This window comes from Treponema sp. R80B11-R83G3 (assembly GCF_054786115.1).
The window spans coordinates 1-11,983 of sequence record NZ_BDHF01000179.1 but is presented as its reverse complement, the minus strand read 5'-3'; the positions used below and the strand labels follow the sequence as shown (position 1 = coordinate 11,983).

General features: G+C 41.1%; 15 protein-coding genes. 6 read left to right on the top strand and 9 right to left on the bottom strand.

Going from position 1 to position 11,983, the window contains the following annotated elements; genetic code table 11:
- The 6 genes from ACYVRH_RS12330 to ACYVRH_RS12305 form a co-directional block, all read left to right on the top strand.
- On the top strand, window positions 1-320 hold a 320-nt coding region (locus ACYVRH_RS12330; protein ID WP_461257188.1), incomplete at its 5' end, for a tyrosine-type recombinase/integrase.
- A gap of 166 nt (window positions 321-486) precedes the next feature.
- The gene (locus tag ACYVRH_RS12325; protein ID WP_461257189.1) at window positions 487-780 is read left to right on the top strand and encodes a helix-turn-helix domain-containing protein; all 294 of its coding nucleotides are present in this window, start codon (window positions 487-489) and stop codon (window positions 778-780) included.
- Entirely contained in the window at window positions 777-1,304 is a 528-nt protein-coding gene (locus ACYVRH_RS12320) for a hypothetical protein (RefSeq protein WP_461257190.1), read from the top strand. Before ACYVRH_RS12325 ends, ACYVRH_RS12320 begins: the two co-directional genes overlap by 4 nt.
- Before the next feature lie 97 nt (window positions 1,305-1,401).
- Window positions 1,402-2,622: a phage terminase large subunit gene (locus ACYVRH_RS12315; RefSeq protein WP_461257191.1), complete on the top strand. Its 1,221-nt coding sequence runs from the start codon at window positions 1,402-1,404 to the stop codon at window positions 2,620-2,622.
- Window positions 2,619-3,794 (top strand): phage portal protein, encoded by a 1,176-nt coding sequence (locus ACYVRH_RS12310; RefSeq protein ID WP_461257198.1) that lies wholly within the window; start codon window positions 2,619-2,621, stop codon window positions 3,792-3,794. The genes ACYVRH_RS12315 and ACYVRH_RS12310 overlap by 4 nt, the downstream gene beginning before the upstream one ends.
- A 52-nt stretch (window positions 3,795-3,846) precedes the next feature.
- On the top strand, window positions 3,847-4,101 hold the full coding sequence (locus tag ACYVRH_RS12305) for a hypothetical protein (RefSeq protein ID WP_461257197.1): 255 nt from the start codon (window positions 3,847-3,849) through the stop codon (window positions 4,099-4,101).
- Between the two features lie 41 nt (window positions 4,102-4,142).
- On the opposite strand, the gene ACYVRH_RS12300 is transcribed toward ACYVRH_RS12305, so the two are convergent.
- The 9 genes from ACYVRH_RS12300 to ACYVRH_RS12260 form a co-directional block, all read right to left on the bottom strand.
- On the bottom strand, window positions 4,143-5,252 hold the full coding sequence (locus tag ACYVRH_RS12300; RefSeq protein ID WP_461257196.1) for a DNA cytosine methyltransferase: 1,110 nt from the start codon (window positions 5,250-5,252) through the stop codon (window positions 4,143-4,145).
- Between the two features lie 81 nt (window positions 5,253-5,333).
- Window positions 5,334-6,641, bottom strand: a complete 1,308-nt coding sequence (locus ACYVRH_RS12295) for a phage major capsid protein (protein ID WP_461257195.1) — start codon at window positions 6,639-6,641, stop codon at window positions 5,334-5,336.
- Between the two features lie 37 nt (window positions 6,642-6,678).
- Window positions 6,679-7,377: an HK97 family phage prohead protease gene (locus tag ACYVRH_RS12290; RefSeq protein WP_461257194.1), complete on the bottom strand. Its 699-nt coding sequence runs from the start codon at window positions 7,375-7,377 to the stop codon at window positions 6,679-6,681.
- Window positions 7,378-7,394: 17 nt separating this feature from the next.
- Window positions 7,395-8,084: a LuxR C-terminal-related transcriptional regulator gene (locus ACYVRH_RS12285; RefSeq protein ID WP_461257193.1), complete on the bottom strand. Its 690-nt coding sequence runs from the start codon at window positions 8,082-8,084 to the stop codon at window positions 7,395-7,397.
- Between the two features lie 3 nt (window positions 8,085-8,087).
- A complete protein-coding gene (locus ACYVRH_RS12280) occupies window positions 8,088-9,365 on the bottom strand; it encodes a phage portal protein (RefSeq protein WP_461257192.1) in 1,278 nt (425 codons plus the stop codon).
- Complete coding sequence (locus tag ACYVRH_RS12275) at window positions 9,362-10,582, bottom strand: phage terminase large subunit (RefSeq protein ID WP_461257191.1); 1,221 nt, start codon at window positions 10,580-10,582, stop codon at window positions 9,362-9,364. Before ACYVRH_RS12275 ends, ACYVRH_RS12280 begins: the two co-directional genes overlap by 4 nt.
- Before the next feature lie 97 nt (window positions 10,583-10,679).
- Entirely contained in the window at window positions 10,680-11,207 is a 528-nt protein-coding gene (locus tag ACYVRH_RS12270; RefSeq protein ID WP_461257190.1) for a hypothetical protein, read from the bottom strand.
- Window positions 11,204-11,497 (bottom strand): helix-turn-helix domain-containing protein, encoded by a 294-nt coding sequence (locus ACYVRH_RS12265; protein WP_461257189.1) that lies wholly within the window; start codon window positions 11,495-11,497, stop codon window positions 11,204-11,206. The genes ACYVRH_RS12270 and ACYVRH_RS12265 overlap by 4 nt, the downstream gene beginning before the upstream one ends.
- A gap of 166 nt (window positions 11,498-11,663) precedes the next feature.
- A partial coding sequence (locus ACYVRH_RS12260; protein ID WP_461257188.1) for a tyrosine-type recombinase/integrase occupies window positions 11,664-11,983 on the bottom strand: 320 nt, incomplete at its 5' end.

Genomic DNA, 11,983 nt, shown 5'->3' with positions numbered 1-11,983 from the left:
AGGCTTTGCAGAATATCGGCATAAGCGAAAAGGAAATAAACGAGAGGGGGCTTAATGTCCATGCGTGGCGGCATTTCTGCAATACGGAAATGTTAAAAGGCGGCTTGTCTGTCAAAAAAGTACAGGCTGTTATCGGGCATAAAACGGAAAAAATGACCGACCGTTATACCCATTTTGACCCTATGGATTTTGGCGAAGTAACGGAGATACAAAAAGCGTTGTTAAAAAAACCTGAAACATCGGGGAAAGAAATACCGCCTTTTACGCTTGTTAAAATGCCGAATGATGAAAAAGCCGAATTGAGTAAACAGGCTTCATAGATTTAAAATTATTCATTTTATGCCCCTGCCGATGATGGCGGGGGCATTTTTTTTTCAAAAACCCCAAAAGTTGCACTAAACAACAGTATCTATTCCGCTGTGGCTTGTCCATATTTTTAATAAGACACGAAAAGATTTTGACTTTTATTAATTTTGGGGGGGCGGCGTGGAAACGTATTTAACGATTGAGGAGCTTGCGAAGTATCTTAACTATTCGGAAAAAACGATTAGGAAATGGGTGCTGAACCGATTAATCCCTTTTCACAAAATAGGGAAAAATATCCGCTTTCGTCTTTCTGAAATTGAAAAATGGGTTGACGGCAATGGGGAGTTACAGGCGGGAGAGGAAAACGAAATTGACGAAAGCGGTTTGTTTAGCGATACGGAAAATGTCGATATGTCGCATAACGCATTGGAAGGACAGGGCGGCGATACTGCGGAGACAGGGGGCGAAGCATGACGGATTTTGAGAAGGTTATCGAGGAAGCGAAAGCGGAGGTTTTACCTTTTGAAAGTTGGGAACGTCTGAACGGAGAAAGTTCTGCGGCGTTTTCGGCGTTTTGCGCTTTTAGGGATTGCGGTGCTGATAGGAATATCCGCAAGGCTGTAGACGGCGTGGAAAAAGATGAGACTGTCAGAGCGAAGCGGTATAGGGTATGGCGCAACTGGTCTACCCAATTTCGTTGGCGTGAACGTGCGGCGGATTTTGACCGCTATGTTGAAAAATTAAAACAGACTGAATTAAGAAAAACGATTGAAGCCCAGGGCGAAAAGCACAGGGAAGTAACAGGAAAAATGTTAGACGTGGTTTCTAAAAAACTGGATACCATGAACCCTGCCGAATTAACGCAAGGGGCGGTATCTGAATGGGTGCAAACGGCGATTAAAGCGGAACGGGAAGCGGCGGGTTTAGTTTCAGCTAACGGCAAGCCTGAAGTTAAACAGGGTGAATTGAATTTTGTTTCTGATTTTCAAGGGCTGTAAATAAATGAGCAATGAGAAATGAGAAATGAGCAATGAGAAATGAGCATGGGAGAAAGTGGGGATAGATAACAAATGGCAAGGAGCGGAATACAGAGATATGAATACTAGCATAGTTTTTAAACCTACGGCTGTTCAGCGTAATGCTCTCGCTCTTTTGAAAAGCGGGGCAAAACATATTTTGTTGTTTGGCGGTTCACGTTCCGGCAAAACTACCGTGTTGGTTATGGCGATTATTTACCGTGCTTTGTTGTATGCCGGAAGCCGTCATCTTATTTGCCGTTTTAGGGCTAAAGACGCTAGGTCATCGGTGTTACGTGAAACATTGATACCGTGGCTTGATAACACGATTGGTAAAAGCGGTTACACATATTTAGCCCACGAAAGCATGATAACGCTAATTAACGGTTCAGAAATTTGGATTGGAGGTTTGGGGGATAAAGAGCAAGCAGATAAAATTCTCGGACACGAGTACTGCACGATTTATTTTAACGAAATTTCACAGTTGAGCTATGCCGCTGTTACTACCGCTTATTCTAGGCTGGCTATGCGCGTGAAGGGTTGCAGGAATTTATTTTTCTATGACTGCAATCCGGGTAGCCCTTTGCATTGGGCTTATAAAGTTTTTGTTTTAAAGTGTCAATTTCTTACTGGAGAGCCATTAGAGAAAAAAGAATTATATCAAACAATGTTGCTTAACCCCGAAGATAACAGGGAAAACCTGCCCGATGATTATATTTCTGATATTCTCGATGTTTTGCCTGAAAAACAAAAAGCTAGGTTTAGGGACGGCTTATGGGTTAAAGCTGAGGGTGTTATATACGAAAAGTTTGATGAAACAATGATTGTAAAGCCCGAAGATTTACCAAAAGAATTTGACCGACTGGCGGCAGGTCAAGATTTTGGTTTAAACATTACATTCGTTAAAATCGGTTGGCTTAACGGCGTGATTTTTGTTCTTGCCGATTACGGCGCTTTCAATATGACCACCTTATCTTTTAATGAGGAGCTGACGGCTCGTGGTTTGTTTGAAGGCGATTTATTTCCTGTCTACTGCGATCCTGCGGGTGGGGAACGCATACAGGAAATTACAGGGGGAGAAAAAGCTAATAATTCTGTGGACAGCGGAATTGATTATATAAACGCTAAGATTGAACGCCATCAATTTTATGTATGCGCTAGATGTACTGGAGTGCTTTCCGAAATTTGGGATTACTGCCGAGACGAAGGCGGGGAGATTGTCAAGGTAAACGACCATTACCTTGACGCTTTGCGTTATGCGATATTTACGGACATTCAGCAGGGGGTAATTTTTCAATGAGTTTTCTCGATAAATTACTGCCTAGCCAAAAGCGTAATAAAAACAGCCAAAAGAACAATAAAGCCTTAGAAGATACTAAAACAAATTCTTTTAATAATTCCTTGCCGTTTGATGATGATTTTAATATATTTAATACTGGATACCAGACAGAAAATAGCTACTCGCTCCATGCGTGGGTAAACATTGCCGTTAATATTCTCATTCGTAATATTGCTCGTGCTGATTTTTCAATTAAAAAGGGGGGCGAAGATGTTACTAGTGGTGCGGTATTCGATTTATTTCATAGCCCTAATCCCTTTTTAAGCCGATTTGACCTGTGGAAAGAAACTTCCGCATGGTGGTTTATTGAGGGTGAAGCCTTTTGGTGGTTCGGTCCCGATTATGCGGGTGGTTTACCTAAAGAAATTTATGTGCTTGACCCACGAAAAATGCGCCATGAGGGAGAATTATACGGAAGTTTTGATTTTGGTTTCCGTCATATCCCAAGACGTTGGTTTTACCATTGCGGTACAGATTTAATCCCCATTCTTTCTGATGAGATTATTCATTTTAGAGAATTTAATCCCTACAACTCCGTGCGTGGCGTTAATCCGCTTGTATCGTTGTCTCTTGAACTTGAACAGGATTATTTCGCCAATAAAGCAAATTCAAACCTGTTAAAAAATAACGCAATTCCGCAAGGCGTTTTAAAAACCGAACAATCTTTAAGACCAGAAGAAGCCGATCAACTTGAAAGGCGGTGGGAAAGCAAGTATGGAGCTACTAAGGGCGTGCGAAAGATTGCCGTGCTTGGCAAGGGAACGGAATTCAAACCTGTTACTTTCAGCCCTGATGTTATAAAACTTTTTGATTTAAAGCGTTGGAACTTATACACGATTTTGGCAAAGTACGGTATTCCTCCACGAGTTGCAAATATAGGCGATAAAACTACTTCACTTTCCGGCAAAGATACTGCAGAGCAACATTCAGCATTTTGGAAATACACGTTAATTCCAATTCTAAGGCAATTTGATCAAATTTTATTTGATGACATACCCGCACCAGAAAAAAGAAAACTACTAAAATCAAATGGTTTCAAATGGTCTCCTAGTGAAAAGGCTTGGCAACGTCAAAGAACAACAAATGCAATCTATACCGCCAAACGTCTTATAGAACAACACTTTAGCGCTTAACAAAATCCGCCCCCCGCTTATGTGGGGGGAAAATTTATTTTAAGGAGTTATTATGTTTCAATCAGTATTTGAGGGAGTATATTTTTCTTATTATTACGAAATTGAGACCGACCAGTATTTATTGTTTAATAAAGAAAATAATACTCACATAGTCTTAAAAGGTGATGACGCTTTTATGTTCAAAGAACATCTAGCGTTAATAAACATCGAACGAGACAACACATTGAATGAAAGGATAGAAAAGGTTATAGAAATTCACTATAATTTTTCAACTAAACCTTGCCCAATGCCGTATTTTGTAGAATGATAAAATGCCGTCTATAGTGAGATTGACCGCTTGACGGCTTTTTATTTTTTCATTCCCGATAACACAAATTGAACGCATGGAATGGCTACACTATTCCCCAATGCCTTATATCTTTGGTTATCTGAAATCCGCTTTCCGTCAATTCCGTATTCCGTCCAACCATCGGGGAAGCCCTGCAACCTCTCACATTCAAGAGGTGTTAATCTGCGAACATCATACCCCGAAACTATTAAATCACTGGTAGTAATATCATCTCTTGATAAAATAGTTTTGCTGACATTACCGCTTTTATAATCGCCGAACCCATGACAGATGAAATTTACAGGTAAACAGTACAGACCAGTATTAGCGCCATTGCCCCCTCCGTTTGCTCTTAATGTTACCGCTGATTGAGCGTTTAATTGAATTCTGTCCGTTGAGTAACCTATATCTATGGCGTATTGTTCAAAGCCTTTTTCAACATTTCCGGCAACGCAATCCCCCGCTTTTTTGCCCTTCTCAAAATTCCCTTTTTCGCTTTCTTGCTCAAATAATATTTCTGCGGCACGTTGACTTGTAAAATCTGCGACAATGAAGATACGACGCCTACGCTGGGCGACACCCCAGTATTGAGCGTCAAGTGTCCGCCATGCAAGCGAGAAGTTATCTCCCAAAACGAAGCCAGAAGCCAACCATTTGAATTTTCCCGAAGGTCGAGGAATTGAAATTCCCGGCATGGCAATCTTTGTAATTTCCTCGATGATTGTTTGGAAGTCCCTACCTTTGTTTGAGCTGAAAACTCCCGTAACATTTTCCCAAACAATTCCAGTTGGATATTTTCTTTTTGTCGCAATTCTCATTTCCTTAATGACACGTAACGCCTCTAAAAACAACCCCGACCGCTCCCCATTCAATCCCGCTCTTTTTCCCGATATGCTCAAATCCTGACATGGAGACCCGAAAGAAATAATGTCTACAGGCTCAATTTCCGCGCCGTTTATTTTTCTTATATCTCCCAAGTGCCGCATATCGGGAAAATGCTTTTTTGTAATGCTTATAGGAACAGGGGCAATTTCACTTGCCCAAATTGGCAATAATCCTTCCCTGACAGCGGCAAGCGGAAATCCGCCGATACCGTCAAATAAACTCCCCAATGTTAATTTACATTTCATATAACGTACCGCCGTATTTGTCAAATATCTTTACACATAACAAACCGCCCGCAGGGGAAAGCGGACGGCTTGATTTTTCCTTTAGCTTGCCTTTGTTTTCAAAACAACCATATTATCTTTCGGACGTGTTACTAAAAATCCGTCTCGTTTTCGGAAACGCAAAAACAATTCGCCGTATTCTAGGCTTTCAGTAGTGCCGTTAAACTTTTTAAGTTCGATACCCCGCCTGTTACCATGCTGTATTCTTCTAGGGTTCATGAATATGGCAAATATTTCATTCTCTCCAATATCCGCAATTTGCGGAAGAATATTAACCTCATGGTAAGGATACAAGTCTAACCGACCCGGCATAGCTTCCGTAGGTCTGCGCCAAATCGGTCTGCCTGTTGTATCCTCGATATTTGCTATGTGGTTTAACACAGTTTCATTTAAAAACCACGAGCAGTCTTTTCTTTCTTCGGCGGGAACTTTGTAAACAGCGTCCCTGAAATCCTTCCACGTTAATTCTTGTATCGAACTTCCTGCGATAGCCACTTTGGTAATATCACCGCATTCTATCGCACCAGTGAACGGATCATTATCAGCGGTTAGACATTGACGGTCAAATTCCTGTCCGTAAGTTTCGATAAATTCATCTATGAACATTGCCCCCAAATCGACAAACACATCTTCCTCGAATTCGTCAAACCACGGAATATAGCCTGCCAGAGTAAAGGCTTTTAGTTCAACACGTTCCGCGCCTTTAGGCTTGCTCCCCTCGATTTTCTGCCCGTAGGCTGTAAGCCAATTTAATTGAACGCCGCCCCTGTCCCTTGTGGGAAGAAAAATAGATGGTCCTGTCATCGGACGATGACGGACAAGCGGCATCATCACGGATTTTTTTGCCACTTCGGTCATTATCTCGGTTTCATAAATTGGATTGATAAGGTATTGTTCGTTAGTTGACATATTCCCCATAGGATCGCCGAGTGCCGCCTTATTGATAACAAAACCTTTTTCGCCCCATGAAACATCTTTAGGATTAGTCCAGTTATCTGATTTCATGTTAGGTGAAAACGACAAATCAGCCAAAACTTTATGATTGCCAGTCCACGCCGCTGCAATTCCCTTGCCGAGATTATACAGCATTTCCCGCCGTGTTAATTCTCTAGGGTTTTTCGCTTGCCCTTTGATTTCTTCACGCAAAGATTTTACCGTACTTTTCAAAGCCTCCACTTCGGCGGTCTCTTGCGTTGTAACCGTTTCGAGAGTTTTTACAATCCCCTCGATGATTGCCTCTTTTTCCTGAAAATACGCCGTTGCGGTTTCGGTATTGGTAAACCCCGTCAACTCGATTTTCTTCATTGCGGATAACTGTTTTTTAATCGCTTGCAATTCTTCTTTTCCCATAATTACACTCCTGTAAATTTATTTTTAGCAATGATAATCATTGCTCATTGCTAACTGTTTTATGAAACAACCCACCCCAAAAATCCGCAGTATTGCCGTTTTCTTCTTTGCTCTCTGCTCTCTGCTCTTTGCTCATTGCTACTTGTTCATTACTTTTTGCCAATGCGTATGGATTAGCAGGGACATTACAAATAGAAAATTCTAAAAGTTCCTGTTTACGAAAAATTAATGTAGTGCCGTCTTTGCTATCCTCTTTAGACGGTATTTCAACCTCTAAAATTCTGAACCCGACAGAACCCGCCCTGATAACTCCCGCCTTTACACGCTGTCCAATCGACCACCCGAAATGGTCAAATTCCTTGTCATTAAAAACAACTACGCCATGCAGTCCATTCTCATCAGCAGAAAGCGTTTCAATCTTTCCGATTGCCGGAATGTCGTATCGGTGCGCCCATTCCACGACAGGATTATTCAGATAACGCTTAAAATCCCAACCTTGCGGATCAATCCTTTCGCCGAACCTGTCAAGATCATAAGTTGATAAAGTCCACGCAAAACCTTTATCGTTTTCTTTTTCCGTTGTTAGGTGAAATGGCACAGACGCTATCAATTCCACGTCAGCGGTTATCTTCTGAATTCCCGCCGCTTCCTTTTTCACACCCAAGAAATCAAGTAACACATCGGTTGTCATGGAAACCGCTGTCTCCAATGCCATGCTTTTAGTTCTAATAATCATTTAACCCTCCTAATAAATTAGTTTTTTTTTGGTTTTGGCGGCAATTCAAAATTGCGCCCATAAAAATTTAGTTCATCAACATTTATAAGCCCCAAATATAGGGCTACCCTGATTAACTCGTTTTCATTTCTAGTACTCAAATTGTTAAATAAACCTTTCTTGTGAAATTCCACAGTTCTTTTAGAAACACAAAGCTCCTCCGCAATTTCCACAGAAGTAAACCCGTTGCATAAAAGCCTTAGCACTTCCGTTTCCCTTTCAGTCAGTTTATGAGCGGGAGGCGGCATATCCCGTCTTTTTTCCATTCTCTCCAGTACGGAAGCTGAAACAAAAATTTTTCCTTCGCTCAACTTTTCAAGCCCATTGTAAAACTGGTCTTTACCTTCAAAATAATTAAGATATGAATTAACGCCGTTAATAATAAATTTCATTGCAAGATCGGCAGGGTAGTCATACATGGAAACCGCAGCAATATTTAATTTTTTGAATTTTCTTTTTACCAAAGCCATCATGTAGGGAGTAGCAGATTGATAAAACTTACTGCTCACTATCATAATTTTAGGTTTAATTTCTTTAATAACAGCATTCAATCCGTCTTTTTCTATGGCGGTAACAAATACGTCATTAAAGCCCAAATCTTCAAGGCGTTTTTTAAAATATGTGTGATTACAAATTGATCGGCTTACAACCAACGTACCGCCCCTCATTTTTTACCCCTTCATCTCCTTTTGGTTCGATAAAGAGGCAGGGACTAAATTTTGAGGTCGATACCAAATATCGCCCCACGGTTTCGCTTCCTTGCCACGCTCCTTTAAAACATCGTTAATTGTTTTTAATCCTGCGTTTATTTCTGCAATGTCTCTTTTGCTTTGTTGATCTTCGTTTTCTTGTAACTCTGGTATATCCCATAAATCAAATACGCCACGTTCTTTTAATCCAAAACGGATAAAAAATTGAGTTTCTAAAATTTGTTCAAATTGCCTTAGAATTGGAATTAACGTGTATTTCCAAAATGCTGAATGTTGCTCTGCAGTATCTTTGCCGGAAAGTGAAGTAGTTTTATCGCCTATATTTGCAACTCGTGGAGGAATACCGTACTTTGCCAAAATCGTGTATAAGTTCCAACGCTTTAAATCAAAAAGTTTTATAACATCAGGGCTGAAAGTAACAGGTTTGAATTCCGTTCCCTTGCCAAGCACGGCAATCTTTCGCACGCCCTTAGTAGCTCCATACTTGCTTTCCCACCGCCTTTCAAGTTGATCGGCTTCTTCTGGTCTTAAAGATTGTTCGGTTTTTAAAACGCCTTGCGGAATTGCGTTATTTTTTAACAGGTTTGAATTTGCTTTATTGGCGAAATAATCCTGTTCAAGTTCAAGAGACAACGATACAAGCGGATTAACGCCACGCACGGAGTTGTAGGGATTAAATTCTCTAAAATGAATAATCTCATCAGAAAGAATGGGGATTAAATCTGTACCGCAATGGTAAAACCAACGTCTTGGGATATGACGGAAACCAAAATCAAAACTTCCGTATAATTCTCCCTCATGGCGCATTTTTCGTGGGTCAAGCACATAAATTTCTTTAGGTAAACCACCCGCATAATCGGGACCGAACCACCAAAAGGCTTCACCCTCAATAAACCACCATGCGGAAGTTTCTTTCCACAGGTCAAATCGGCTTAAAAAGGGATTAGGGCTATGAAATAAATCGAATACCGCACCACTAGTAACATCTTCGCCCCCCTTTTTAATTGAAAAATCAGCACGAGCAATATTACGAATGAGAATATTAACGGCAATGTTTACCCACGCATGGAGCGAGTAGCTATTTTCTGTCTGGTATCCAGTATTAAATATATTAAAATCATCATCAAACGGCAAGGAATTATTAAAAGAATTTGTTTTAGTATCTTCTAAGGCTTTATTGTTCTTTTGGCTGTTTTTATTACGCTTTTGGCTAGGCAGTAATTTATCGAGAAAACTCATTGAAAAATTACCCCCTGCTGAATGTCCGTAAATATCGCATAACGCAAAGCGTCAAGGTAATGGTCGTTTACCTTGACAATCTCCCCGCCTTCGTCTCGGCAGTAATCCCAAATTTCGGAAAGCACTCCAGTACATCTAGCGCATACATAAAATTGATGGCGTTCAATCTTAGCGTTTATATAATCAATTCCGCTGTCCACAGAATTATTAGCTTTTTCTCCCCCTGTAATTTCCTGTATGCGTTCCCCACCCGCAGGATCGCAGTAGACAGGAAATAAATCGCCTTCAAACAAACCACGAGCCGTCAGCTCCTCATTAAAAGATAAGGTGGTCATATTGAAAGCGCCGTAATCGGCAAGAACAAAAATCACGCCGTTAAGCCAACCGATTTTAACGAATGTAATGTTTAAACCAAAATCTTGACCTGCCGCCAGTCGGTCAAATTCTTTTGGTAAATCTTCGGGCTTTACAATCATTGTTTCATCAAACTTTTCGTATATAACACCCTCAGCTTTAACCCATAAGCCGTCCCTAAACCTAGCTTTTTGTTTTTCAGGCAAAACATCGAGAATATCAGAAATATAATCATCGGGCAGGTTTTCCCTGTTATCTTCGGGGTTAAGCAACATTGTTTGATATAATTCTTTTTTCTCTAATGGCTCTCCAGTAAGAAATTGACACTTTAAAACAAAAACTTTATAAGCCCAATGCAAAGGGCTACCCGGATTGCAGTCATAGAAAAATAAATTCCTGCAACCCTTCACGCGCATAGCCAGCCTAGAATAAGCGGTAGTAACAGCGGCATAGCTCAACTGTGAAATTTCGTTAAAATAAATCGTGCAGTACTCGTGTCCGAGAATTTTATCTGCTTGCTCTTTATCCCCCAAACCTCCAATCCAAATTTCTGAACCGTTAATTAGCGTTATCATGCTTTCGTGGGCTAAATATGTGTAACCGCTTTTACCAATCGTGTTATCAAGCCACGGTATCAATGTTTCACGTAACACCGATGACCTAGCGTCTTTAGCCCTAAAACGGCAAATAAGATGACGGCTTCCGGCATACAACAAAGCACGGTAAATAATCGCCATAACCAACACGGTAGTTTTGCCGGAACGTGAACCGCCAAACAACAAAATATGTTTTGCCCCGCTTTTCAAAAGAGCGAGAGCATTACGCTGAACAGCCGTAGGTTTAAAAACTATGCTAGTATTCATATCTCTGTATTCCGCTCCTTGCCATTTGTTATCTATCCCCACTTTCTCCCATGCTCATTTCTCATTGCTCATTTCTCATTTCTCATTGCTCATTTATTTACAGCCCTTGAAAATCAGAAACAAAATTCAATTCACCCTGTTTAACTTCAGGCTTGCCGTTAGCTGAAACTAAACCCGCCGCTTCCCGTTCCGCTTTAATCGCCGTTTGCACCCATTCAGATACCGCCCCTTGCGTTAATTCGGCAGGGTTCATGGTATCCAGTTTTTTAGAAACCACGTCTAACATTTTTCCTGTTACTTCCCTGTGCTTTTCGCCCTGGGCTTCAATCGTTTTTCTTAATTCAGTCTGTTTTAATTTTTCAACATAGCGGTCAAAATCCGCCGCACGTTCACGCCAACGAAATTGGGTAGACCAGTTGCGCCATACCCTATACCGCTTCGCTCTGACAGTCTCATCTTTTTCCACGCCGTCTACAGCCTTGCGGATATTCCTATCAGCACCGCAATCCCTAAAAGCGCAAAACGCCGAAAACGCCGCAGAACTTTCTCCGTTCAGACGTTCCCAACTTTCAAAAGGTAAAACCTCCGCTTTCGCTTCCTCGATAACCTTCTCAAAATCCGTCATGCTTCGCCCCCTGTCTCCGCAGTATCGCCGCCCTGTCCTTCCAATGCGTTATGCGACATATCGACATTTTCCGTATCGCTAAACAAACCGCTTTCGTCAATTTCGTTTTCCTCTCCCGCCTGTAACTCCCCATTGCCGTCAACCCATTTTTCAATTTCAGAAAGACGAAAGCGGATATTTTTCCCTATTTTGTGAAAAGGGATTAATCGGTTCAGCACCCATTTCCTAATCGTTTTTTCCGAATAGTTAAGATACTTCGCAAGCTCCTCAATCGTTAAATACGTTTCCACGCCGCCCCCCCAAAATTAATAAAAGTCAAAATCTTTTCGTGTCTTATTAAAAATATGGACAAGCCACAGCGGAATAGATACTGTTGTTTAGTGCAACTTTTGGGGTTTTTGAAAAAAAAATGCCCCCGCCATCATCGGCAGGGGCATAAAATGAATAATTTTAAATCTATGAAGCCTGTTTACTCAATTCGGCTTTTTCATCATTCGGCATTTTAACAAGCGTAAAAGGCGGTATTTCTTTCCCCGATGTTTCAGGTTTTTTTAACAACGCTTTTTGTATCTCCGTTACTTCGCCAAAATCCATAGGGTCAAAATGGGTATAACGGTCGGTCATTTTTTCCGTTTTATGCCCGATAACAGCCTGTACTTTTTTGACAGACAAGCCGCCTTTTAACATTTCCGTATTGCAGAAATGCCGCCACGCATGGACATTAAGCCCCCTCTCGTTTATTTCCTTTTCGCTTATGCCGATATTCTGCAAAGCCT

What these genes read in the sequence shown, in the direction of transcription:
- ACYVRH_RS12320 (WP_461257190.1), top strand. Translation starts at nt 777, where the DNA reads ATGACGGATTTTGAGAAGGTTATCGAGGAAGCGAAAGCGGAGGTTTTA.
- ACYVRH_RS12315 (WP_461257191.1), top strand. Translation starts at nt 1,402, where the DNA reads ATGAATACTAGCATAGTTTTTAAACCTACGGCTGTTCAGCGTAATGCT.
- ACYVRH_RS12310 (WP_461257198.1), top strand. Translation starts at nt 2,619, where the DNA reads ATGAGTTTTCTCGATAAATTACTGCCTAGCCAAAAGCGTAATAAAAAC.
- ACYVRH_RS12305 (WP_461257197.1), top strand. Translation starts at nt 3,847, where the DNA reads ATGTTTCAATCAGTATTTGAGGGAGTATATTTTTCTTATTATTACGAA.
- ACYVRH_RS12300 (WP_461257196.1), bottom strand. Translation starts at nt 5,252, where the DNA reads ATGAAATGTAAATTAACATTGGGGAGTTTATTTGACGGTATCGGCGGA.
- ACYVRH_RS12295 (WP_461257195.1), bottom strand. Translation starts at nt 6,641, where the DNA reads ATGGGAAAAGAAGAATTGCAAGCGATTAAAAAACAGTTATCCGCAATG.
- ACYVRH_RS12290 (WP_461257194.1), bottom strand. Translation starts at nt 7,377, where the DNA reads ATGATTATTAGAACTAAAAGCATGGCATTGGAGACAGCGGTTTCCATG.
- ACYVRH_RS12285 (WP_461257193.1), bottom strand. Translation starts at nt 8,084, where the DNA reads ATGAGGGGCGGTACGTTGGTTGTAAGCCGATCAATTTGTAATCACACA.
- ACYVRH_RS12280 (WP_461257192.1), bottom strand. Translation starts at nt 9,365, where the DNA reads ATGAGTTTTCTCGATAAATTACTGCCTAGCCAAAAGCGTAATAAAAAC.
- ACYVRH_RS12275 (WP_461257191.1), bottom strand. Translation starts at nt 10,582, where the DNA reads ATGAATACTAGCATAGTTTTTAAACCTACGGCTGTTCAGCGTAATGCT.
- ACYVRH_RS12270 (WP_461257190.1), bottom strand. Translation starts at nt 11,207, where the DNA reads ATGACGGATTTTGAGAAGGTTATCGAGGAAGCGAAAGCGGAGGTTTTA.